This is a genomic window from Citrobacter sp. MGH104, from assembly GCF_001034485.1.
GTDB classification, from domain to species: Bacteria; Pseudomonadota; Gammaproteobacteria; order Enterobacterales; family Enterobacteriaceae; genus Citrobacter; species Citrobacter freundii.
The window spans coordinates 832,490-856,375 of record NZ_KQ089819.1; the positions used below are offsets into that span (position 1 = coordinate 832,490).

The 23,886-nt window shown below is 52.2% G+C and carries 23 protein-coding genes and 1 pseudogene; 17 read left to right on the top strand and 7 right to left on the bottom strand.

The window, feature by feature from the left end:
• A complete protein-coding gene (gene metB / locus SK34_RS22190) occupies nucleotides 1–1,161 on the bottom strand; it encodes a cystathionine gamma-synthase (protein WP_048216986.1) in 1,161 nt (386 codons plus the stop codon).
• Nucleotides 1,162–1,425: 264 nt separating this feature from the next.
• Between metB and metJ the strand changes: the two genes are divergently transcribed.
• From metJ to SK34_RS22205, 3 genes and pseudogenes are all read left to right on the top strand, one after another.
• Nucleotides 1,426–1,743, top strand: a complete 318-nt coding sequence (gene metJ, locus SK34_RS22195; RefSeq protein ID WP_003028816.1) for a met regulon transcriptional regulator MetJ — start codon at nucleotides 1,426–1,428, stop codon at nucleotides 1,741–1,743.
• A 65-nt stretch (nucleotides 1,744–1,808) separates the two neighbouring features.
• Nucleotides 1,809–2,417 carry a YiiX family permuted papain-like enzyme gene (locus SK34_RS22200; RefSeq protein WP_048234202.1) on the top strand — a complete coding sequence of 203 codons (609 nt, stop codon included), beginning with the start codon at nucleotides 1,809–1,811 and terminating at the stop codon, nucleotides 2,415–2,417.
• Between the two features lie 5 nt (nucleotides 2,418–2,422).
• A pseudogene (locus SK34_RS22205) lies at nucleotides 2,423–3,082 on the top strand (TIGR02117 family protein); the annotation flags it as partial.
• A gap of 133 nt (nucleotides 3,083–3,215) precedes the next feature.
• Here the strand turns inward: SK34_RS22205 and SK34_RS22210 are convergent.
• The 3 genes from SK34_RS22210 to rpmE form a co-directional block, all read right to left on the bottom strand.
• Nucleotides 3,216–4,640 (bottom strand): MFS transporter, encoded by a 1,425-nt coding sequence (locus tag SK34_RS22210; protein ID WP_003840517.1) that lies wholly within the window; start codon nucleotides 4,638–4,640, stop codon nucleotides 3,216–3,218.
• Between the two features lie 78 nt (nucleotides 4,641–4,718).
• Complete coding sequence (locus SK34_RS22215) at nucleotides 4,719–5,399, bottom strand: oligogalacturonate-specific porin KdgM family protein (RefSeq protein ID WP_046671340.1); 681 nt, start codon at nucleotides 5,397–5,399, stop codon at nucleotides 4,719–4,721.
• 337 nt (nucleotides 5,400–5,736) lie between these two features.
• Nucleotides 5,737–5,949 (bottom strand): 50S ribosomal protein L31, encoded by a 213-nt coding sequence (gene rpmE, locus SK34_RS22220; protein WP_003028810.1) that lies wholly within the window; start codon nucleotides 5,947–5,949, stop codon nucleotides 5,737–5,739.
• 204 nt (nucleotides 5,950–6,153) lie between these two features.
• On the opposite strand from rpmE, the gene priA reads away from it, so the two are divergent.
• From priA to SK34_RS22260, 8 genes are all read left to right on the top strand, one after another.
• Nucleotides 6,154–8,352, top strand: coding sequence for a primosomal protein N' (priA, locus tag SK34_RS22225; RefSeq protein ID WP_046671341.1), 2,199 nt, complete (start codon nucleotides 6,154–6,156; stop codon nucleotides 8,350–8,352).
• A 156-nt stretch (nucleotides 8,353–8,508) separates the two neighbouring features.
• On the top strand, nucleotides 8,509–9,534 hold the full coding sequence (gene cytR / locus SK34_RS22230; RefSeq protein ID WP_003028807.1) for a DNA-binding transcriptional regulator CytR: 1,026 nt from the start codon (nucleotides 8,509–8,511) through the stop codon (nucleotides 9,532–9,534).
• 93 nt (nucleotides 9,535–9,627) lie between these two features.
• The gene (gene ftsN, locus SK34_RS22235; protein ID WP_071684741.1) at nucleotides 9,628–10,608 is read left to right on the top strand and encodes a cell division protein FtsN; all 981 of its coding nucleotides are present in this window, start codon (nucleotides 9,628–9,630) and stop codon (nucleotides 10,606–10,608) included.
• 91 nt (nucleotides 10,609–10,699) lie between these two features.
• Nucleotides 10,700–11,230: an ATP-dependent protease subunit HslV gene (hslV, locus tag SK34_RS22240; RefSeq protein WP_003028805.1), complete on the top strand. Its 531-nt coding sequence runs from the start codon at nucleotides 10,700–10,702 to the stop codon at nucleotides 11,228–11,230.
• A gap of 9 nt (nucleotides 11,231–11,239) precedes the next feature.
• Nucleotides 11,240–12,571 carry an ATP-dependent protease ATPase subunit HslU gene (hslU, locus tag SK34_RS22245; RefSeq protein ID WP_048234203.1) on the top strand — a complete coding sequence of 444 codons (1,332 nt, stop codon included), beginning with the start codon at nucleotides 11,240–11,242 and terminating at the stop codon, nucleotides 12,569–12,571.
• A 67-nt stretch (nucleotides 12,572–12,638) separates the two neighbouring features.
• Nucleotides 12,639–13,568, top strand: a complete 930-nt coding sequence (menA, locus tag SK34_RS22250) for a 1,4-dihydroxy-2-naphthoate polyprenyltransferase (RefSeq protein ID WP_003028801.1) — start codon at nucleotides 12,639–12,641, stop codon at nucleotides 13,566–13,568.
• A gap of 92 nt (nucleotides 13,569–13,660) precedes the next feature.
• Nucleotides 13,661–14,146, top strand: coding sequence for a ribonuclease E activity regulator RraA (rraA, locus tag SK34_RS22255; protein ID WP_003028798.1), 486 nt, complete (start codon nucleotides 13,661–13,663; stop codon nucleotides 14,144–14,146).
• A gap of 160 nt (nucleotides 14,147–14,306) precedes the next feature.
• The gene (locus tag SK34_RS22260) at nucleotides 14,307–15,050 is read left to right on the top strand and encodes an SDR family NAD(P)-dependent oxidoreductase (RefSeq protein WP_003840511.1); all 744 of its coding nucleotides are present in this window, start codon (nucleotides 14,307–14,309) and stop codon (nucleotides 15,048–15,050) included.
• Between the two features lie 202 nt (nucleotides 15,051–15,252).
• On the opposite strand, the gene zapB is transcribed toward SK34_RS22260, so the two are convergent.
• Entirely contained in the window at nucleotides 15,253–15,498 is a 246-nt protein-coding gene (zapB, locus tag SK34_RS22265; protein ID WP_088732415.1) for a septal ring assembly protein ZapB, read from the bottom strand.
• A gap of 428 nt (nucleotides 15,499–15,926) precedes the next feature.
• On the opposite strand from zapB, the gene SK34_RS22270 reads away from it, so the two are divergent.
• The 4 genes from SK34_RS22270 to fpr all read left to right on the top strand — a co-directional run bounded on the left by SK34_RS22270 (nucleotide 15,927) and on the right by fpr (nucleotide 20,290).
• Nucleotides 15,927–16,772, top strand: coding sequence for an MIP/aquaporin family protein (locus SK34_RS22270; RefSeq protein ID WP_003028793.1), 846 nt, complete (start codon nucleotides 15,927–15,929; stop codon nucleotides 16,770–16,772).
• 21 nt (nucleotides 16,773–16,793) lie between these two features.
• Nucleotides 16,794–18,302, top strand: a complete 1,509-nt coding sequence (gene glpK / locus SK34_RS22275; protein ID WP_003028792.1) for a glycerol kinase GlpK — start codon at nucleotides 16,794–16,796, stop codon at nucleotides 18,300–18,302.
• 135 nt (nucleotides 18,303–18,437) lie between these two features.
• Nucleotides 18,438–19,448 (top strand): class II fructose-bisphosphatase, encoded by a 1,011-nt coding sequence (gene glpX / locus SK34_RS22280; RefSeq protein ID WP_003847859.1) that lies wholly within the window; start codon nucleotides 18,438–18,440, stop codon nucleotides 19,446–19,448.
• 95 nt (nucleotides 19,449–19,543) lie between these two features.
• Nucleotides 19,544–20,290 carry a ferredoxin--NADP(+) reductase gene (fpr, locus tag SK34_RS22285; protein WP_003840504.1) on the top strand — a complete coding sequence of 249 codons (747 nt, stop codon included), beginning with the start codon at nucleotides 19,544–19,546 and terminating at the stop codon, nucleotides 20,288–20,290.
• A gap of 63 nt (nucleotides 20,291–20,353) precedes the next feature.
• On the opposite strand, the gene SK34_RS22290 is transcribed toward fpr, so the two are convergent.
• Nucleotides 20,354–20,782: a DUF805 domain-containing protein gene (locus SK34_RS22290; protein ID WP_048220107.1), complete on the bottom strand. Its 429-nt coding sequence runs from the start codon at nucleotides 20,780–20,782 to the stop codon at nucleotides 20,354–20,356.
• A gap of 100 nt (nucleotides 20,783–20,882) precedes the next feature.
• On the opposite strand from SK34_RS22290, the gene SK34_RS22295 reads away from it, so the two are divergent.
• Nucleotides 20,883–21,479, top strand: a complete 597-nt coding sequence (locus SK34_RS22295) for a YiiQ family protein (RefSeq protein ID WP_003028785.1) — start codon at nucleotides 20,883–20,885, stop codon at nucleotides 21,477–21,479.
• Between the two features lie 111 nt (nucleotides 21,480–21,590).
• The gene (tpiA, locus tag SK34_RS22300; protein ID WP_003028783.1) at nucleotides 21,591–22,358 is read left to right on the top strand and encodes a triose-phosphate isomerase; all 768 of its coding nucleotides are present in this window, start codon (nucleotides 21,591–21,593) and stop codon (nucleotides 22,356–22,358) included.
• 39 nt (nucleotides 22,359–22,397) lie between these two features.
• On the opposite strand, the gene SK34_RS22305 is transcribed toward tpiA, so the two are convergent.
• Nucleotides 22,398–23,870 (bottom strand): DASS family sodium-coupled anion symporter, encoded by a 1,473-nt coding sequence (locus SK34_RS22305; protein ID WP_048234204.1) that lies wholly within the window; start codon nucleotides 23,868–23,870, stop codon nucleotides 22,398–22,400.
• Nucleotides 23,871–23,886 lie beyond the last annotated feature (16 nt).

Genomic DNA, 23,886 nt, shown 5'->3' on the forward strand with positions numbered 1-23,886 from the left:
TTACCCCTTGTTTGCAGCCCGGAAGCCATTTTCCAGGTCGGCAATTAAATCTTCGCCATCTTCAATACCGGTGGAGATACGCAGCAGCGTTTCGGAAATTCCGGCAGCAGCACGCGCTTCTGGTGCCATGCCCGCGTGTGTCATGGTTGCGGCGTGGGAGATCAGACTTTCAACGCCCCCTAACGATTCCGCCAGCGTAAACAATGACAACCCGCCGAGGAAACGGCGCAGCGTTTGCTCATCGCCATCCAGTTCAAAACTTAACATCGCGCCAAAGCCTTTTTGCTGACGCGCAGCAATCTCATGGCCCTGATTATCCGGCAATGACGGGTGATACAATTTTTTCACCAGCGGCTGAGTTTGCAGATAATCGACTATCGCCTGAGCATTACGTTGCGCCACCTCCATACGAGGAGACAAAGTACGCAGGCCGCGCAACAGCAGATAACTATCAAACGCGCCGCCGGTCACACCAATATTATTCGCCCACCATGCCAGTTCAGTGACCGTTTCCGGATCTTTGGCTATAACCACACCAGCCACCACGTCTGAGTGACCGTTTAAATATTTCGTGCATGAATGCAACACCAGATCGGCGCCTAATGCCAGTGGATTTTGCAGTGCCGGGCTTAAAAAAGTGTTGTCCACCACGCTGACCGCGCCAGCGTCGCGCGCCAGCCGGCAGATTTTCGCAATATCCACCACGCGCAGCAGCGGGTTGCTTGGGCTTTCTACCAGCACCAGCTTCGGTTTTTCTGCCAGCGCCGCCTGCAACGCCTGTTCATCGCCTTGATCGACAAACAGGACGCGATAACAGCCACGTTTTGCCAGACTGTCAAACAGTCGGTAGCTCCCGCCGTAGCAGTCGTGCGGTGCAACCAGCAGATCGCCAGGCTTAAGGAAGACAGTGGTCACCAAATGAATCGCCGACATGCCAGTATTGGTCAGTACAGCACCTGCACCACCTTCCAGTTCCGCCAGCGCACGCTGAACGACATCACGCGTTGGGTTGCCGCGACGCGAATAGTCATGAACACGGGGTTCATTAAATCCGGTAAAGTTATAGGTGCTGGAGAGGTGAATCGGCGGGACAACGCAACCGTACTGTTCGTCGTCATTTAACCCGCTACGCACTGCGATGGTGGCCTGTTTACGCGTCATATTGAGAAGATCCTGGCTGAGTCGGTGAAAAGTCAGGCACCAGAGTAATCATTGTTACTATAGCCGTCAATACATCTGGACATCTAAACTTCTTTGCGTATAGATTGAGCAAACTGGAAATAGCCGTTAAAATTATATGCATTAGCGTACATCTGCGTCGGCTACTTCGTGTCAGGGCCGCGCCACTACGATAAACTACGCACAATTATGGTCCGGGCTCAGGTTCTGGCCTCAATATTAATGACAAAGAGGATTAGGTATCTCATGGCTGAATGGAGCGGCGAATATATCAGCCCATACGCTGAGCACGGTAAGAAGAGTGAGCAAGTCAAAAAAATTACGGTTTCCATTCCTCTGAAGGTGTTAAAAATCCTTACCGATGAACGCACGCGTCGTCAGGTGAACAACCTGCGCCACGCCACCAACAGCGAACTGCTGTGTGAAGCGTTTCTGCATGCTTTTACCGGGCAACCATTACCCAACGATGAAGACCTGCGTAAAGAACGCAGTGATGAAATCCCGGAAGAAGCAAAGGTAATCATGCGTGAACTGGGTATCAACCCGGAAACGTGGGAATACTGAACAGTAAAGAGCGGCACGGATTTCCTAGCCGCTCTTTTTAATTATGTAACAAGGATTGTTGCACCATGATTCGAAGCCAGCTGATTTTCTGTCTGCTGTTTACTGCTCCCGCTTTTGCATGGGAGCCGCAAACCGGCGAAATCATTTTCCAGATCTCCCGCTCATCGCAAAGCAAAGCGATGCAGTTGGCAACCCATTCCAGCTATAGCCATATCGGTATGATCGTCATACGCAATCACAATCCGTATGTCTTTGAAGCGGTTGGACCGGTAGTCTATACCCCATTATCGCGCTGGATTGCGCGAGGGAAAGACGGACAGTATATCTTCAGAAGGGTCAGCGGTGGGCTTGCATCACAGCAACAGCAAAATCTGGCACAAACGGCAAAACGTTATCTTGGCAAACCTTACGACCTGGCCTTTTCATGGACGGATGAACGTCAGTACTGCTCGGAAATGGTGTGGAAGGTCTACCAAAACGCACTAGGAATACGTATCGGCAAGCGGCAAAAGCTAAAAGAGTTCGATCTTAATCAGCCAGTGGTACGCGCCAAACTCAAAGAGCGTTATGGAAAGAATATCCCATTGACTGAAACGGTCATCTCCCCACAGGCGGTATTTGACGCGCCACAGCTGGAGACGGTTGATAAAAAATTGCCATGGTTCTGGTGGTAGCAACAATGAAATATACGCTTCTCATCTGGATTTGCTTTCTGCTTTGGGGTTGTTCTACCTATCCGCAAGCAATAGCCCTCAAGACACAAACCTCACCGGCTAACGGCCTCCATGAAATTTATATCGTCAACCACGGTTGGCATACAGGAATCATTGCCCCAGCCCACAACGTGGATGCAGTTTTACCACAGCTTAAATTGCGTTTTCCTCAAGGACAGTGGTATGAAATCGGCTGGGGTGACAAAGGGTTTTATCAAGCGCAAGAGATAACAACAAAACTGACGCTACAAGCTATGTTCTGGTCATCTGGTGCAGTTATGCATGTGGTCACTTTTTCCCAAAAACCGGGTCGCTATTTCGCTGGGGAAGAGATTAACGAACTGACCCTGGATGACAACCAATTTAACAATCTAATGCGTTACATTGGACGTAGCTTCGCTTACGACGACAATGACAATCTCATCCCACTAAAACACGGTATCTACGGTGATAGCCAATTTTACGCTGCTAATGGTCGTTATGGCATTTTCAACACCTGTAATAAATGGACGGCAAAAGCATTGGTCAGCGCTGGGATGGATATAGATCCCTCGTTCAAACTCACTGCCAGTAGCGTAATGCAGGCGATCATGGATAACAGCGCTTGTTTAAACCGTGACTGCTATCTGATCAATAGCTATAGCAATACTGATACACGTCTTGCCCAGAAAAACGACAAACAAAAACCACCGTTCAGGTGAATACTAATCATTTTTCAACCTGTTAGAGGCGGGATTGCTCCCGCCGATTCTCGCTATGTTACTTACTGATACCATTAAGTTTATTCAATGTTTCTTCCATTTTGAGCGTTTCCGTACGGTTCAATGGATAGAAATAAATCAGAATGACCGCCGCCAAAAACAGGCATAGTGCCGGCAAGAGATTCGCCATCGTATAAATATTTTCCTGCACAATGCTGGTTTGCACAGCGCCACCTGTTGAAGATGATTGATAACCAATGATGGCCAACATAAAGCCGCCAATGGCTCCTGCACACGCCTGACCAACCTTGCGGGCAAAGAAGTTCACACCATAGACGGTACCATCCTCGCGATCGCCGGTGACATACTGGTGATAATCACATACATCGGTCATAAACGCCCAAATCATCAGGTTGAATAGTCCGGCCCCCAACGTCGCCAGGAACAGGAAAACCAAATAGACTTTCGCGTCTGTAATGTGGATGAAGTACATAATCAAATACATCGCTACTGCAAAGAGTAGCGCGCCGACGCTGGCCTCTTTTTTACCAAACCGCTTTGTGAGCCAGGATGCCGATGGTGCCAGCAAAACCAGGGAACCAAAGGTAAACAGCAACGCGACTGACATCGCCTCTTTATTGTGGAAATAGTCATTAAACAGGTAAGTCATATTGGTACCGGACAATCCCTGATTAATCACAATCAGCAAATCCACAACCACTAAAACAATCAGCGCCTTATTGCGTGCCAGTCCCTTCAGCAACACCGAAACGGGCATGCTCTCTTTTCTCTCCACGCGCACGCGTTCGGTCGTTAACTGACAGGTCAAGGATAAAAAGATAAAGCCCAGCACTGCGCAACCAATGGAAATCCAGAAGAAGTGTTGCCCGGAAATCACCTGGCTTCCGTCCACCAGGGTGGTGTACATCAGGATCGGAATGAAAAAGCCGGTTGCCCCACCGCCGATAGCTGACCCAACGCTGCGCCAGGTTGACAGCGAGACACGATCATCCGGATTCGAGCTAATCGCCGCAGACATAGCACCGTACGGAATACTCACGGTCGATAACAGCGAACCGTAAATGAAATAGGAGCAACAGATGTAGATAATTTTCGCCGTATAAGAAAAATCATTCACAAACGGCAGGAACAGGACAACCGCAATGATGCAAAATGGATACTTCATACGACGCACCCACGGGTTAAAACGTCCATGTACCGTCAATTTAGAGGTATCGCATAAGCGCCCTACACCAACATCAACGAACGCATCAAAGAGTTTGGTCACAAAATAGAGTGAGCCAACAATAACGCCGGAAATACCGAGGACGTTAGTGTAATAAATCATTAAAAAACTATTAACTAAGCCAAGAATAAAACAGGTTCCGAGGTCACCACATAAATAACCAATTTTATCTCGAATTCCGAAAGGTCTGACGGCAGTGGGTTCATTATTTCCGATAATAGTTCCATCATTAGACATGATGTCAACTCCTTAGACATATTATTCACACAAACTATGCTTATCGATGTAATCAGTCGATATGAAAGCTATTACCGGTTAGAAGTTATAACCAAGACCGACACGATAACGGGTCTGACGATCGTCTGTCGTTGTTGTGTTATAACCCGAGGAAACGTTACCAACCTCAACAAATGGAACCCAGGAGCCTAGTTTATACGCCACGCGGAAGTTATATTCATAATCATCTTCCCGGTTGTTATATAAATCTTCGCTATCGGCAATTTTATAAATACCATTTAACTCAAACATCCAGTCATTGACGTTATAACCAAGCCAAGCTTCCGGACGATAGACCATGCGGTCATCTTTGCCGTCAGTGTTTCTGCGCATGTACTCCTGACGATAGCGGAACGCGGTCCACCAGCTGTCGTTAATGTTGTACTGCACGCGGATATAAGGTTTATAAATCGTGATGTTATCGCCCGTTTCGATCGCAATACCTGGCTGCCAGATAAGATCCCGCCAGGTAAACTGGTAGCTTGCAGTATACTCGTTGCCATTACTTTCCATATTATTCCACGCATCATTAGATTGCGTATCTTCGGAACGTGAAATGGCTTCGACTGCGACACCAAAACCAGTCGCAAAACGGTGAGACATATAAACACGATCGTAATTACGCCCATCGTCATAATATTCATGCCGGTAATCAACATAGCCCGCTTGTGCGGCCGCAGAGAATAATGGAATCAGTAATAACGCAGATTTAAATTTCATGACAATCCCTCTTCACACTCAACAACGGAAATTCCCCATCTCGTCCCGTCCATTAATGGGAAACGATGAAGGATTAAGAATAATTTTATATTTCCACGAAAGTGTATTTTAGAAAGAAAGCAGAAACCTTTGGTATTTTGCCAACAATTGGCATGAGTGGCAGAAATCAGAAGATAAAAATGACGCAGATCACTACTAGAAACATTTTACCTAAAAAATAAAAACACTGTTTCATTTATTAAACAAAAAACACCATTCAACACATCAATATAAATTTTAGTCTTCAAGCGCAGATACAAAAAAAGCGCCATAAGGCGCTTTTTTCTGACAGCTGAACTTACTTGCTGCCTGGGATGCTGAAACGCTTGTTGAAGCGATCAACACGGCCACCGGTAGCAACATCACGCTGCTTGCCAGTATAGAACGGGTGGCACTTGCTGCACACGTCGAGGTTCAGATCGTGACCGACAGTAGAGCGGATTTTAATGACGTTACCGCAAGAGCAGTTTGCAGTAATTTCTTCGTATTTCGGGTGAATATCTTTTTTCATGGGAAAACCTCGGTTTAAGGCCGCGTCGCTCTTCCAGCCCTAACGCCAGACACCACGCGATGTTAATAGTATAGGTCAGTGATACAAATTTGTATCAAAGGCGGCGAATCATACAGAAATTAACCTGCTCATGCAAACTGATCCGCATTCTACCCTCCACTAATGTGTATACTAACCCGCCAGATTTCAAGTCAGGATGATTCAATGCCCGTTGCGCACGTTGCCTTACCTGTTCCGCTACCTCGCACCTTTGACTACCTCCTGCCGGAAGGCTTGAGCGCCAAAGCCGGGTGTCGTGTACGCGTGCCTTTTGGCAAGCAGCAGGAGCGCGTGGGTATCGTCCTGTCCGTCAGCGAGCACAGTGAACTACCGCGGAGCGAATTGAAAGCCGTTCTCGAAGTGCTGGACAGCGAACCGGTCTACTCAACCTCTGTCTGGCGTCTGCTGTTGTGGGCGGCGGATTATTATCATCATCCTATCGGTGACGTACTGTTTCACGCTCTGCCAATTTTACTGCGCCAGGGACGTCCGGCGACAAACGCGCCCATGTGGTACTGGTTTGCCACTGAAGAAGGCCAGGTTATTGACCTCAACAGCCTGAAGCGTTCTCCCAAGCAGCAACAGGCGCTGGCTGCGCTACGCCAGGGAAAAATCTGGCGCGACCAGGTGGCTGAACTGGAATTTAATGACGCCGCATTACAGGCACTGCGGAAAAAAGGGCTGTGCTCCCTGGCGAGCGAAACGCCAGGCTTTAGCGACTGGCGTACGCACTACGCGGTTTCCGGTGAGCGTCTGCGGCTGAATACCGAACAGGCCACCGCCGTCGGGGCGATCCACAGCACATCAGACAGTTTTAGCGCCTGGCTATTAGCGGGCGTGACGGGATCGGGTAAAACAGAGGTCTATTTAAGCGTACTGGAAAATGTGCTCGCCCAGGGCAAACAGGCGCTGGTAATGGTGCCGGAGATTGGCCTGACGCCGCAAACTATTGCCCGTTTTCGCGAACGCTTCAATGCGCCGGTCGAAGTCCTGCACTCGGGTTTAAATGACAGTGAACGTCTTTCGGCATGGCTGAAGGCGAAAAATGGTGAAGCGGCAATTGTTATCGGCACGCGCTCGTCGCTGTTCACGCCGTTTAAAAATCTGGGCGTGATTGTCATCGACGAAGAGCACGACAGCTCTTATAAACAGCAGGAAGGCTGGCGTTATCATGCGCGCGACCTCGCGGTTTATCGCGCCCATAGCGAACAAATTCCTATCATTCTCGGCTCAGCCACCCCAGCGTTGGAAACGCTGTGCAATGTGCGGCAGAAAAAATACCGCATGTTGCGCCTGACGCGCCGTGCCGGGAATGCACGCCCAGCCACTCAGCACGTGCTGGATCTCAAAGGTCAGCAGGTACAGGCCGGGCTCGCCCCTGCGCTTATCGCCCGTATGCGTCAGCATCTGCATGCGGATAACCAGGTGATCCTGTTTTTAAACCGCCGGGGTTTTGCGCCTGCCCTGCTGTGCCACGACTGTGGCTGGATTGCTGAATGCCCGCGCTGCGATCACTACTACACGCTGCATCAGGCGCAACACCATCTGCGCTGCCATCACTGCGACAGTCAGCGTCCGATACCGCGTCAATGCCCTTCCTGCGGCTCAACGCACATGGTTCCGGTAGGACTCGGCACCGAACAGCTTGAGCAGGCTCTGGCGCCTTTTTTCCCCGGCGTGCCAATCTCACGCATCGATCGCGACACTACCAGCCGCAAAGGCTCGCTGGAGCAGCATCTGGCAGAAGTGCATCGCGGCGGCGCGCGAATCCTGATCGGCACGCAAATGCTGGCGAAAGGCCACCATTTCCCGGACGTCACCCTGGTGGCGCTGCTGGACGTTGACGGCGCGCTGTTCTCCGCAGATTTCCGGTCGGCAGAACGCTTCGCCCAGCTCTACACGCAGGTTTCCGGGCGTGCCGGCCGCGCCGGGAAGCAGGGCGAAGTGGTACTGCAAACGCACCACCCTGAACATCCGCTGCTGCAAACCTTGCTGTATAAAGGGTATGACGCCTTTGCCGAGCAGGCGCTGGCAGAGCGACAAACGCTCCAGCTTCCCCCATGGACCAGCCATGTGATCGTGCGGGCAGAAGATCACAACAACCAGCATGCGCCGATGTTCTTACAGCAGTTACGAAATCTGATTCAGGCCAGTCCGCTGGCCGATGAAAAACTGTGGGTGTTAGGCCCAGTTCCCGCCCTGGCGCCCAAACGTGGCGGTCGCTATCGCTGGCAAATTTTGTTGCAGCACCCGTCGCGAATTCGCCTGCAGCATATCGTCAGCGGAACGCTGGCGCTGATTAATACGTTACCCGATGCACGTAAGGTTAAATGGGTGCTGGATGTCGATCCCATCGAGGGATAATCCCTCACGATGCGAGGCGGATCGTAAAATTAAATATCCATCACACTTTTTATGAAAATTCTGTAACCGCTTCCATTCACTATCTGATAAAAATGTTTCAGATGAAGGCTATTCAAGGACGAGTCTGTGCCAGCAGCTCTCTGGCGAGGAGAAAGAGTGAAACCGAATAAGCAGGTTGCCGCCGCTACGATGAAAGATGTTGCTCTGAAGGCGAAAGTCTCAACGGCAACCGTATCCCGCGCATTAATGAACCCAGACAAAGTCTCGCAGTCAACCCGTAACAAGGTTGAGCAGGCAGCGCTTGAAGTGGGATATTTACCCCAATCAATGGGGCGTAACGTTAAGCGTAATGAATCGCGTACCATTCTGGTGATTGTGCCGGATATCTGCGATCCATTTTTTAGCGAAGTGATTCGTGGCATCGAAGTCACCGCCGCAGAACAGGGATATCTGGTGCTTATCGGCGATTGCGCGCACCAGAACCAGCAGGAAAAGACCTTCCTCAACCTCATAATTACCAAGCAGATCGATGGCATGGTGCTGCTCAGCTCGCGCCTGCCGTTTGATGCCAGCGTGGAAGAGCAACGCAACTTGCCACCGATGGTTATGTCCAACGAGTTCGCGCCAGAGCTGGAACTGCCCACCGTGCACATTGATAACCTCACCGCCGCCTTCAACGCGATGAACTATCTGCTGGAACTGGGGCATAAACGCATTGGCTGTATCGCCGGGCCCGAAGATATGCCGCTGTGCCATTATCGTCTGCAAGGTTACGTTCAGGCACTACGTCGCAGCGGAATTACTGTCGATCCGCATTTCATCGCGCGCGGTGACTTTACCTATGAAGCGGGAGCCAATGCGCTTAAACAGCTCCTGGCGCTACCACAGCCGCCTACCGCGGTCTTTTGTCACAGCGATGTCATGGCGCTTGGCGCCCTCTCTTACGCCAAACGTCAGGGTCTGAAGGTGCCCGACGATTTATCGATTATCGGCTTCGATAACATTTCGCTCGCGGAATTTTGTGATCCACCCCTGACAACCGTCGCACAGCCGCGTTTCGATATCGGACGTGAAGCTATGCTGTTACTGCTCGATCAATTACAAGGACAGAACGTCAGCAGTGGCTCACGATTACTGGACTGCGAGCTTATTATTCGGGGCACTACCCGGGCACTGACGTAAAGTAAAGTGCTTTCGGACTCCCCTGTCTGGTCAAAGGCCCGCCGCTTAAGTAACATGGCGGGCTGACGAACGAATAAATACAGCGAAACGATAGTGGCACAACGAGATTATGTACGTCGCGGCCAACCGGCACCTTCGCGGCGCAAGAAGAGCACATCACGGAAAAAACAACGCAATACGCCTGCGGTATCGCCCGCAATGGTTGCTATTGCTGCAGCCGTACTCGTGACCTTTATCGGTGGTCTGTACTTCATTACGCATCACAAGAAAGAAGAGTCCGAAACGCTGCAAAACCAGAAAGTCACCGGTAATGGCATCCCGCCAAAACCGGAAGAGCGCTGGCGATACATTAAAGAGCTGGAAAGCCGTCAGCCTGGCGTACGTGCGCCTACCGAACCGTCTGCCGGCGGCGAGGTGCTGAACGCCGATCAGCTAACCAATGAGCAGCGCCAGCTATTGGCGCAAATGCAGGCTGATATGCGTCAACAGCCAACGCAGCTCAACGAAGTGCCGTGGAACGAACAAACGCCTGAACAGCGTCAGCAAACGTTGCAGCGCCAGCGTCAGGTACAGCAACAGCAATGGGCCAACACGCAGCAGCAGGCTCAACAGCCGCGCACGCAACCACGGGTAGCGGAACAGCCTTACCAGCAGCCGCAAACGCGTACGGCGCAAACCGTGCCGGTACAGCAGCCGAAAGCACAGCCAAAACCGGCGGCGCAACAGCCGTATCAGGATTTGCTGCAAACGCCTGCGCATACCACCGCCGCTCAGCCGAAAACGCAACCGGCCGCGCCAATAACGAATGAAACGCAACCGCCAAAACAGACGGCGGAGAAAAAAGATGAACGCCGTTGGATGGTTCAGTGCGGGTCATTTAAAGGCGCTGAGCAGGCAGAAACCGTGCGCGCGCAGCTGGCCTTTGAAGGGTTCAACTCGCGTATTACCACCAATAACGGCTGGAATCGCGTGGTCATTGGTCCGGTCAAAGGCAAAGAGAATGCCGACAACACCATCAGCCGCCTGAAGGTGGCTGGTCACACAAACTGCATTCGACTCGCCACTGGGGGTTGAAACCCCCAAAATCCCCCCCATCTATACTTGCATTACGCCCCGCACACTGTGCGGGGCCTGTACATTGCATTTGTAACCAAGGGGTCTGCTCGTGACAACAATAGTAAGCGTACGCCGTAACGGCCATGTGGTAATCGCCGGTGATGGTCAGGCCACACTGGGTAACACCGTAATGAAAGGCAACGTGAAGAAAGTCCGCCGTCTGTACAACGACAAAGTCATCGCGGGCTTTGCGGGCGGTACTGCGGATGCATTCACGCTGTTTGAACTGTTTGAACGCAAGCTGGAAATGCACCAGGGCCACCTGGTGAAAGCTGCCGTTGAACTGGCAAAAGACTGGCGTACAGACCGTATGCTGCGCAAACTCGAAGCGCTGCTGGCCGTCGCAGATGAAACGGCATCGCTCATCATCACCGGTAACGGCGACGTCATCCAGCCAGAAAACGATCTGATTGCCATCGGCTCCGGCGGTCCCTACGCCCAGGCTGCTGCACGCGCTCTGCTGGAAAACACCGAGCTTGGCGCACGCGAGATTGCTGAGAAAGCGTTGGATATTGCAGGGGATATCTGCATTTATACCAACCACTTCCATACCATCGAAGAATTGAACTCCAAAGCGTAAGGATCCCCCATGTCTGAAATGACCCCACGCGAAATTGTCAGCGAACTGAACAAACACATCATCGGCCAGGATAACGCTAAGCGTTCCGTGGCGATTGCCCTGCGTAACCGCTGGCGTCGTATGCAGCTCAACGAAGAGTTGCGCCATGAAGTCACGCCGAAAAACATTCTGATGATTGGCCCGACCGGCGTCGGTAAAACCGAAATCGCCCGTCGTCTGGCAAAACTGGCCAACGCGCCGTTCATCAAAGTTGAAGCAACCAAATTCACCGAAGTTGGCTATGTTGGTAAAGAAGTTGACTCGATCATCCGCGATCTGACCGATGCTGCCATTAAGATGGTCCGCGTTCAGGCAATCGAGAAAAACCGCTTCCGCGCTGAAGAGATGGCGGAAGAGCGCATTCTCGACGTGCTGATCCCACCGGCTAAAAATAACTGGGGACAGTCAGAGCAGCCGCAGGAACCTTCTGCAGCGCGTCAGGCGTTCCGTAAAAAACTGCGTGAAGGCCAACTGGATGATAAAGAGATCGAAATCGATCTCGCGGCCGCACCGATGGGCGTTGAAATTATGGCGCCTCCGGGAATGGAAGAGATGACCAGCCAGCTGCAGTCCATGTTCCAGAACCTGGGCGGTCAGAAGCAAAAACCGCGTAAGCTGAAAATCAAAGACGCGATGAAACTGCTGATTGAAGAAGAAGCGGCCAAACTGGTGAACCCGGAAGAGCTGAAACAAGAAGCTATCGACGCCGTTGAGCAGCACGGGATCGTGTTTATCGACGAAATCGACAAAATCTGTAAGCGCGGTGAATCCTCCGGCCCGGACGTGTCCCGCGAAGGCGTACAGCGCGACCTGCTGCCGCTGGTTGAAGGCTGCACGGTGTCCACCAAGCACGGCATGGTGAAAACCGATCACATCCTGTTTATCGCCTCTGGCGCATTCCAGGTGGCGAAACCGTCCGACCTGATCCCGGAACTGCAGGGTCGTCTGCCGATTCGTGTCGAGCTGCAGGCGCTGACCACCAGCGATTTTGAGCGTATCCTTACCGAACCGAATGCCTCCATCACCGTGCAGTACAAAGCGCTGATGGCGACTGAAGGTGTGGACATCAACTTCACTGAATCCGGTATTAAACGCATTGCCGAAGCGGCCTGGCAGGTTAACGAAACCACCGAAAACATCGGTGCACGTCGTCTGCATACCGTTCTGGAACGTCTGATGGAAGATATTTCCTATGATGCGAGCGATTTGAACGGCCAAAACATCACAATTGATGCCGAATATGTGAGCAAACATCTGGATGCGCTGGTCGCAGATGAAGATCTGAGCCGTTTTATCCTATAATCGCGTTCAATGCATTTTCATCACTGTTGATGGGGCTGATAAAGCCCCATTTTTATTGGCGCTAAATATGACTGAACAACAACAAATTAGCCGCTCACAAGCCTGGCTGGAAAGTTTACGACCTAAGACCTTACCGCTCGCCTTCGCGGCGATCATCGTCGGTACGGCATTAGCATGGTGGCAAGGATACTTCAATCCGCTGGTTGCTCTGCTGGCATTGATTACGGCGGGATTGCTGCAAATTCTGTCCAATCTCGCTAACGACTATGGCGATGCCGTCAAAGGCAGCGACAAGCCCGACCGCATAGGACCGCTGCGCGGTATGCAAAAAGGGGTCATCACCCAACAGCAGATGAAGCGGGCGCTGATCGTCACCGTGGTCTTGATCTGCCTGTCCGGTCTGGCCCTGGTTGCTGTGGCCTGTCACACGCTGGCAGATTTTGTCGGCTTCCTGGTGCTCGGCGGCCTGTCGATCATCGCCGCAATCACCTACACCGTAGGCAATCGCCCTTACGGATATATCGGTCTGGGCGATATTTCCGTGCTGGTGTTCTTCGGCTGGCTGAGCGTTATGGGAAGCTGGTATCTGCAGGCGCATACGTTGATTCCGGCGCTCATTCTGCCTGCTACCGCCTGCGGCCTGCTGGCAACTGCCGTGCTCAACGTCAACAATCTGCGCGATATCAACAGCGACAGAGAGAACGGCAAGAACACGCTGGTCGTGCGTTTAGGCGCTGTCAATGCCCGCCGCTACCACGCCTGTCTGCTGATGGGCACGCTGGTCTGTCTGGCCCTGTTTAACCTATTCTCACTGCAAAGCCTGTGGGGATGGCTGTTTATCCTCGCCGCTCCGCTGCTGATTAAACAGGCGCGATACGTGATGCGTGAGATGGATCCTGCGGCAATGCGCCCAATGCTGGAACGCACCGTGAAAGCGGCATTGTTAACTAACCTGCTGTTTGTCGTTGGAATTTTCTTAAGTCAGTGGTCTCTTTAACTGACAAATATCAATTAACAATTGATGATTTTGCCAACAGTACACATAGCGCGATATACTAAAAATTCTCGCAGCAACTGAACGTTGAGCCTATGAAATACGATACATCCGAGCTTTGTGACATCTATCAGGAAGATGTCAACGTCGTGGAACCACTGTTCTCTAACTTTGGAGGACGGTCGTCGTTTGGCGGACAAATCATCACGGTAAAATGTTTCGAGGACAACGGGTTGCTGTACGATCTGCTCGAACAAAACGGCCGTGGTCGCATTCTGCTGGTCGATGGCGGTGGTTCTGTCCGTCGTGCGCTGGTCGATGCCGAACTGGCTCGACTGGCCGTACAGAATGAATGGGAAGGTCTGGTCATCTACGGCTCAGTCCGTCAGGTAGACGATCTGGAAGAACTGGATATCGGCATTCAGGCGATTGCCGCGATTCCGGTCGGTGCCGCAGGGGAAGGTATTGGAGAAAGCGATGTACGCGTCAACTTTGGCGGTGTAACGTTCTTCTCTGGCGATCACCTGTACGCCGACAACACCGGTATAATCCTCTCCGAAGACCCGCTCGATATCGAGTAAAGAAAACACCGCAATTCGGTGTGATGCCAGTCGGTTAAACAACTGACTGGCTTTTTTTTTGCCACACCACCCTTCCGATTCCCCCATCCAGCGCATTGACGAAGAAAAAACTCTCTCTATACCTAATGATGAATCTCATCACTCTCATCACGAGGTCATCATGCATATCGATCTGACAGGTAAAAAAGCGCTGGTCACCGGAGCCAGTCGTGGATTAGGGCGCGCCATTGCACTGTCGCTGGCGAAAGCCGGTGCTGATGTTGTTATAACCTATGAAAAATCTGCGGAGAAAGCCCAGGCCGTTGCCGATGAAATTACAGCACTTGGCCGCCATGGTGAGGCGATTCAGGCAAACAGTGCAGACGCTCAGGCGATTCAGAATGCCGTAAACCGCACGGTACAGTCACTCGGAGGACTGGATATCCTGGTCAACAACGCAGGGATCGCACGCGGCGGCCCGCTGGAGTCGCTGTCACTGGAAGACATCGACGCATTGATTAACGTGAACATCCGTGGCGTGGTAGTTGCCATACAGGCCGCGCTACCGCATCTCCCTGAAGGTGGGCGAATCATCAATATTGGCAGTTGTCTTGCCAACCGCGTCGCCCAGCCGGGGATTGCCGTCTACGCGATGACTAAATCAGCGCTCAACTCGCTAACCCGTGGCCTGGCTCGTGATCTCGGCCCACGAGGCATTACCGTTAATCTTGTCCATCCAGGCCCAACGGACAGTGATATGAACCCGGCAGATGGCGAGCAGGCAGAATCCCAACGACAGCTTATTGCGACAGGGCATTACGGAACACCGGAGGATGTTGCAGCGGCAGTGACGTTTCTGGCAAGCCCAGCGGCTGGGCAGATTTCCGGCACCGGTCTGGACGTAGATGGGGGTTTGAATGCCTGAAATTAACGTTGTGTTGCGGTAAAACGATTGTATTGCCGGATGACGGCTTACGCCTTATCCGGCCTACACAGGAACGATTACGCAAGAGGTTTCGTGTTGTAGCAAGGCGGCAAACGAAGGTATCCCCAGGAGCGTAGTAAACTACGTGACTGGGGTAACTGAGCGCAGCCAACGCAGCTACGGCACGAAAAATGAAGCGTAATTAGACTTCTTCCATACGACCCAGCAGGGCATGCAGACGATCCTGCCAGCCATTCTGCTGTTCTTTCAGGTTGTTGTTCTCACGCTCCAGCTCTTCACGCTGCTGCTGTGCAGTCTGAACTTCCTGCGACAGTGAGTTGTTCTTTTCTTTCAGCTCTTCGATTTCCATCTGTAACAGCGTGATGGTATCAATCGCCTGCTGTACTTTTGCTTCCAGTTTCTCAAACACTTCTAATGACATCGTCATACCTCTCCTGAATTGCAAGGCGTTGATGGATAAAAATCCTCGTCCCGATAACCGGCGACGCCTTAATAAAAACGAGCGCACTCTACTTAACACCGATTGTATGAAGCCGCGTCATCCCTGTCCAGCGGCATCCCGCGCAGATTGCGGTTTGCAACACTTTTAGTCTTTCTCCTGGTGACATGACTGTCATAACTCTTAAGTGTTAACAGATTGATCAGTGAAATGATTCAGCTCACACTATTTTTGTATAACAAATACCGCACAATGGCGCGAAAACGCTCATTTTGTTGATGCAGTACACACATTTTAATTTCGATATTTCTCGTTTTTGAGCGTTAACGATAAATTAACAGTGTGCCTACCGGCTCCGGGGATGTCAGTGACCTTCTCGCACACAATAAACATTAAACTCTCTTCAGGATCCGATTATGAGTCAAACCTCAACCTTAAAAGGCCAGTGCATTGCTGAATTCCTCGGTACCGGGTTGTTGATTTTCTTCGGTGTGGGCTGTGTCGCTGCACTCAAAGTAGCTGGTGCTACTTTTGGTCAGTGGGAAATCAGTATCATCTGGGGTCTGGGGGTAGCAATGGCTATCTATCTGACCGCAGGCGTTTCTGGTGCACACCTGAATCCCGCGGTAACCATCGCACTCTGGCTGTTCGCCTGTTTTGATAAACGCAAAGTTGTCCCTTTTATTATTTCGCAAATTGCCGGCGCCTTTTGCGCAGCGGCATTGGTTTACGGGCTTTATTACAATCTTTTCATCGATTTTGAACAAACCAACCATATCGTGCGTGGCACTACCGAAAGCCTGGGTCTGGCGGGTACTTTCTCCACCTATCCGAATCCGCATATCAATTTTGTGCAGGCCTTCGCGGTTGAAATGGTCATTACCGCTATTCTAATGGGGCTGATTCTGGCTCTGACCGACGATGGTAACGGTGTACCTCGTGGTCCGCTGGCACCGCTGCTGATTGGCTTATTAATTGCCGTCATTGGTGCTTCCATGGGTCCGCTGACAGGTTTTGCGATGAACCCGGCACGTGACTTCGGACCGAAACTCTTCGCCTGGATGGCCGGATGGGGTGAGATTGCCTTCACAGGTGGTCGCGATATCCCTTACTTCCTGGTTCCGGTGTTTGGCCCAATTACCGGCGCGATTTTGGGCGCATGGGCATATCGCAAACTGATTGGTCGCCATTTACCGTGCGATGTCTGCGTGATTGAAGAAAAAGACGCGGCGGCCAACACTCAACAAAAAGCTTCGCTGTAATGTGACTACGGGACAAAAATTATGACTGAAAAAAAATATATCGTTGCGCTCGACCAGGGCACCACCAGCTCCCGCGCGGTCGTAATGGACCACGATGCGAATATCGTTGCCGTTTCACAGCGCGAATTCGAGCAAATCTACCCGAAAGCAGGTTGGGTAGAACACGACCCAATGGAAATTTGGGCAACCCAAAGCTCTACGCTGGTTGAAGTTCTGGCGAAAGCCGATATCAGTTCCGATGAAATTGCAGCGATCGGTATTACCAACCAGCGTGAAACCACCATCGTCTGGGAGCGTGAGACCGGTAAACCAATCTACAACGCCATTGTGTGGCAGTGTCGTCGTACCGCAGATATCTGCGAAAAGCTCAAGCGCGATGGCATGGAAGAATACATTCGTAACAACACCGGCCTGGTCATTGACCCTTACTTCTCTGGCACCAAGGTGAAATGGATCCTCGACCACGTTGAAGGCTCGCGTGAGCGCGCTCGTCGCGGCGAACTGCTGTTTGGTACCGTGGACACCTGGCTTATCTGGAAAATGACGCAGGGACGCGTACACGTCACGGATTACACCAACGCTTCACGTACCATGCTGTTCAACATCCACTCCCTGGACTGGGATGACACGATGCTGGATGCGCTGGATATTCCGCGCGCCATGCTGCCAGAAGTGCGTCGCTCTTCTGAAGTGTACGGTCAGACCAACATTGGTGGTAAAGGCGGCATTCGTATTCCTATCTCCGGTATCGCCGGTGACCAGCAGGCAGCTCTGTTTGGCCAGCTGTGCGTAAAGGAAGGGATGGCGAAAAACACTTACGGTACCGGCTGCTTCATGCTGATGAATACCGGTGAGAAAGCCGTTAAGTCCGAAAACGGACTGCTGACCACCATCGCCTGCGGACCGACCGGGGAAGTGAACTACGCGCTGGAAGGTGCGGTATTTATGGCTGGCGCATCCATTCAGTGGCTGCGCGATGAAATGAAACTCATCAGCGATGCATTCGACTCTGAGTATTTCGCCACCAAAGTGAAAGACACCAACGGCGTGTACGTCGTTCCGGCATTTACTGGCCTGGGTGCACCGTACTGGGACCCGTATGCACGTGGCGCCATCTTCGGCCTGACCCGTGGCGTAAACTCCAACCACATCATCCGCGCAACGCTTGAGTCTATCGCTTATCAGACGCGTGATGTTCTGGAAGCGATGCAGGCTGACTCCGGTATTCGTCTGCACGCCCTGCGCGTTGACGGCGGTGCGGTCGCCAACAACTTCCTGATGCAGTTCCAGTCTGACATTCTGGGCACCCGCGTAGAGCGTCCGGAAGTTCGCGAAGTCACCGCATTAGGTGCAGCGTACCTGGCTGGCCTGGCAGTAGGCTTCTGGCAGAATCTGGATGAGTTGCAGGAGAAAGCGGTCATCGAGCGTGAATTCCGTCCAGGCATCGAAACCACCGAGCGTAACTTCCGTTACAGCGGCTGGAAAAAAGCGGTCAAACGCGCCATGGCATGGGAAGATCACGACGAGTAATACGTCATTGCCGGATGGCTACTTTGGCTTATCCGGCAAAATCTTCGTGCGGGGGCAACCCCGCACACACATCAATAATCTCGCCCCCTCCCCTGTGCTACACTTCGCGCCATTCCTTTCAGCTACGAGTTTGCAATGAGACGAGAACTTGCCATTGAATTTTCACGCGTGACCGAAGCGGCCGCGCTGGCTGGCTATAAATGGCTGGGCCGCGGCGATAAAAATACCGCTGACGGCGCGGCGGTGAACGCCATGCGTATTATGCTCAACCAGGTCAACATCGACGGCACCATCGTGATTGGCGAGGGTGAGATTGATGAAGCGCCGATGCTGTTTATCGGTGAAAAAGTCGGGACCGGTCTTGGTGATGCGGTCGACATCGCCGTCGATCCTATTGAAGGCACACGCATGACGGCAATGGGTCAGGCAAACGCGCTGGCCGTACTGGCTGTGGGCGATAAAGGCTGCTTCCTGAATGCGCCAGATATGTACATGGAAAAGCTGATTGTCGGCCCAGGCGCAAAAGGGTCTATCGACCTGAACCTGTCGCTGGAAGCCAACCTGCATAACGTTGCCGCTGCACTCAATAAACCGCTGAGTGAGCTGACCGTAACCATTCTGGCCAAACCACGCCATGATGAAACGATCGCCGAAATGCAAAAACTGGGCGTGCGCGTCTTCGCTATTCCAGACGGCGACGTTGCGGCCTCCATTCTGACCTGCATGCCAGACAGTGAAGTTGACGTGCTGTACGGCATTGGCGGCGCACCTGAAGGTGTGGTTTCCGCAGCTGTGATCCGCGCGCTGGACGGCGACATGCAGGGCCGTTTGCTGGCGCGTCATGACGTCAAAGGCGACAGCGAAGAAAACCGTCGCATTGGCGAACAAGAACTGGCTCGTTGCACCGCCATGGGCATTGAAGCGGGCAAAGCGCTGCGCCTCGATGAAATGGCGCGTAGCGACAACGTCATTTTCTCCGCCACCGGCATCACCAAAGGCGATTTGCTGGAAGGGATTAGCCGCAAAGGTAATATCGCCACCACCGAAACGCTGCTGATCCGCGGCAAATCACGTACGATCCGTCGCATTCAGTCGATTCACTACCTCGATCGTAAAGATCCCGATGTGCAGGCGCACATCCTGTAATTGATTTGATCAATAGAGCCTTCCAGTCCATATGGGCTGGAAATCTTTCGTCCAACGAACGAAGATAAGGCAATCAAAGCAGACAGGAGAAAACCATGGCAGATTGGGTAACAGGCAAAGTCACAAAGGTGCAAAACTGGACCGATGCCTTGTTTAGTTTGACCGTGCGAGCTCCAGTTCTTCCTTTCACTGCAGGTCAGTTCACTAAGCTTGGCCTTGAGATCGACGGCGAACGCGTCCAGCGCGCCTATTCTTACGTAAATGCCCCTGATAACCCCGATTTAGAGTTTTATCTGGTGACGGTTCCCGACGGCAAACTCAGCCCTCGTCTGGCAGCACTGAAGCCTGGCGATGAAGTGCAGGTGGTGAGTGAAGCTGCTGGTTTCTTCGTGCTGGATGAAGTCCCCGATTGCGAAACGCTATGGATGCTGGCGACCGGCACGGCTATCGGCCCATATTTGTCGATTCTGCAGTTAGGCAAGGACCTGGATCGCTTTAAAAATCTGGTGCTGGTCCACGCCGCGCGCTATGCCGCCGATTTGAGCTATCTACCGTTGATGCAGGCGTTGGAAAAACGCTACGAAGGTAAATTACGCATCCAGACGGTTGTCAGCCGTGAAACAGCCGCAGATTCGCTGACCGGACGTGTACCGGCGTTGATTGAAAGCGGTGAGCTAGAAAAAGCAGTCGGGTTGCCAATGGATAAAGAAACCAGCCATGTGATGCTGTGCGGAAACCCGCAAATGGTACGCGACACGCAGCAGTTGCTGAAAGAGACCCGGCAAATGACCAAACACCTGCGCCGTCGACCGGGCCATATGACCGCAGAGCACTACTGGTAAGAACGTTTCAATGCCCGGTAAACACCCGGGCATTTTGCCGGATGGCGCTTACGCTTATCCGGCCTACGAGTCAGCTCTGTACTTTACGTCCTGCGTATCCTTACCATATTTATTCGCGTCCTGGGTGCCAATGAACGCCCCCAGATCGATAAGCATACCAACCAGAATCAACGTTGGAACAAAGCGGCCTATCGCCCATTGCCAGACGCCGGGTAAAATCGCCCAATTTCCGGCCAGCAGCATCCACGCCAGGATCATCAACAGCGCCCACGCTCCGGAGCGCCCCCGGTCATGCAGACGTTTTACCGTCACTGCCGCCGTTGGCCATAGCAGACACACCAGACAAAAAGCCGCGGTCTGAATATCGAGTAATTGTTTGCTCGCCAGCGAAAACAGAACCAGCATGCTGACGATCCAGAGGCCAATCCAAATCCAGAAATCACGGCGCCCGATGCGCCCTTTAAATGAGAATAACCACTGCTGTATGGTCATGTAAGTTCCTTTATTATTACCTTCCAGAACAGTTTACCCTTTTGACAAGCTCGACGGTTACCGTTTTAATCGTGAGCAATGAGAATGAAAGGTACGATTGATGAAGCAAGGATTTACACTGTTTTTATTATTGTTTTCAGCCTTAACCGCGAGCACTGCGGTACTGGCGGAAGAGCCGTCGACGGCAACCACGGCCCCCTATTTACTGGCGGGCGCGCCGACCTTTGACCTGTCGATTAGCCAGTTTCGTGAAAACTTTAATACGCAGAATCCGAAGCTTATTCTGAATGAGTTCCGTGCCATCGACAGCAGTCGCGATCGAGCAAATCTCACCCGCGCAGCCAGTAAAATCAATGAAAACCTGTATGCGTCTTCCGCTCTTGAACGCGGCACCCTTAAAATCAAAAGCATGCAGATAACCTGGTTACCCATTCAGGGGCCAGAACAAAAGGCAGCCAAAGCGAAAGCGCTGGAATACATGACCGCCGTCATCCGCACCGTCGCACCGCTACTGACGAAGGAACAGAGCCAGAAAAAGCTGCAAAAACTGCTCGCCGCAGGCAAAGGTAAGCGCTATTACGCTGAAACAGAAGGCGCAATTCGCTATGTTGTTGCTGACAACGGTGAAAAAGGACTGACCTTCGCTGTTGAACCGATTAAGCTGGTACTATCAGAAAGTCTTGAGAAGGCGAATTGATGACAAAAAGCAAAGCCTTTCAGGGGATGAATCTCTATACTGTTTCACAGACCATGCTGCCCTCACGGGCGGCCATATTCCTTAATTCGCTGACAAGCGTGGAGAAATGAAATGCGACATCCTTTAGTGATGGGTAACTGGAAACTGAACGGCAGCCGCCACATGGTAAACGAATTGGTTGCTAACCTGCGTAAAGAACTGGCTGGCGTTGCTGGCTGTGCAGTAGCGATTGCTCCACCGGAAATGTATATCGACCTGGCGAAACACGCCGCTGCCGGTAGCCACATCATTCTGGGCGCGCAGAACGTTGACCTGAACCTGTCTGGCGCATTCACTGGTGAAACAAGTGCTGAAATGCTGAAAGACATCGGCGCGCAGTACATCATTATCGGTCACTCTGAGCGTCGTACTTACCACAAAGAATCTGACGAGCTGATCGCTAAAAAATTCGCCGTGCTGAAAGAGCAGGGTCTGACTCCAGTTCTGTGCATCGGCGAAACCGAAGCAGAAAACGAAGCGGGCAAAACTGAAGAAGTTTGTGCACGTCAGATCGACGCGGTTCTGAAAACTCAGGGCGCGGCAGCATTCGAAGGCGTCGTTATCGCTTACGAACCAGTATGGGCTATCGGTACCGGCAAATCTGCAACTCCTGCTCAGGCTCAGGCTGTTCACAAATTTATTCGTGACCACATTGCTAAAGCTGACGCGAAAATCGCTGAGCAAGTTATCATCCAGTACGGCGGTTCTGTAAACGCAGCTAACGCGGCAGAACTGTTCGCTCAGCCGGACATCGATGGTGCGCTGGTTGGTGGTGCTTCTCTGAAAGCAGACGCCTTCGCAGTCATCGTTAAAGCAGCAGAAGCCGCTAAACAGGCTTAAGTTGTTAAGGCGGGAGGAGCCCTCCTCCCGCTGTATTAACTACCAGTATCCCAACCAGTGCCACCAGAAGGCGCCGGTCACACCCCAAATGGTCAGGTTGACCACACTCATCACCAGCCCCGTTTTCCACCACTCCGCCAACGTGACATAGCCCGAACCAAAGATAATAGGCGCAGTACCCGTGCCATAGTGCGTGAGCGACATCATCAAGGAGGAGGAGAAACCGAGCATTAAACCAAGCAGCGCTGGCGGCGCGCCGAGGCCTAAGCCTGCGGCGAAGAACGCAGCGAACATAGCCGTAATATGCGCAGTTGTGCTGGCGAAAAAGTAGTGCGAGTAGACATAAAGCAGGATTAACAGCAGCGTCGCAACACTCCAGTGCACGCCAAGATGGTCGATTGCGCTACCCACGCTGGTTGCCAGCCATCCCACCAATCCCAGTTTGCTGAGAAAATCCGCCATCATCACCAGCGCGGCAAACCAGACTATCGTATCCCATGCCCCGCGGCATTTAAGAATGTCATTCCAGCTCAATACACCCGCCATCAATAGAATCGACAATCCAATTAACGCGGCGCTAGTGGGGTTTACGCTCCAGGCACTGCCCATCAGCATTGCTGGAACACCCGCCCATAGACAGAGCAGCAAAATGAACACCCCCAGGGTGATTTTCTCTGCCAAAGAAAGTGGACCCAGCGCATCTAGTTTTTGCCGCGCAAACTGCGGCGCATTTGGCGTGCGCGTGATAGCTGGCGGATAGAGCCACCAGATTACAATCGGCATAACAACCAGTGATACCAGTGCGGGAAGAAGCGCCGCAATAGCCCACATTCCCCAGGTCATGTTCAGCACGCCATCCGTCCCCTTTGTCAAAAAACTGACGATTAACGGATTAGGTGCGGTCGCGGTGATGAACATTGCCGAGCTGATCGGGTTAATGTTGTAGTTCACCAGCGCGAGATAACGGCCCGTTGAACCATTCTCGGCATGGCCTGGCTGCGAGCCGAGGCTCTCCGCAATCGCCCGCATTACCGGGTGGATAATGCCACCACCACGCGCAGTATTGCTTGGCGTTACGGGTGCAATTAGCGTTTCCGCAAGGGTTAATGCCCACGCAATACCCAGCGTTCTTTTACCAAATAGCGCAATAAACCCGTAGCCAATACGCGCGCCCAGGCCGGTCTTTAACAGACTTTGCGACAGCATAATGGATAAACCAATCAGCCAGATTAGCTGGTTAGAAAAACCACTCAATGCATCGTTCAATGCCGCCGAGGGTTTGCCTGGGTTAGTAACGCCTGTCATCGCCACCAGCATAATCGCCACAATCGCAATTGCGCCAATGGGCATAGCTTTACCGATAATCGCGGCGATCGTACCAATAAACAGTGCCAGCAGATGCCACGCTTGTGGGGTTACGTCAGGAGGACACGGGATAACAAACCAGATGGTCAGCGTAATCACAAGCGAGATGATGGCAGGCCAGCGGCGGATGGGGGTCAAACTGTCCATGAATCAATCCTTGAGT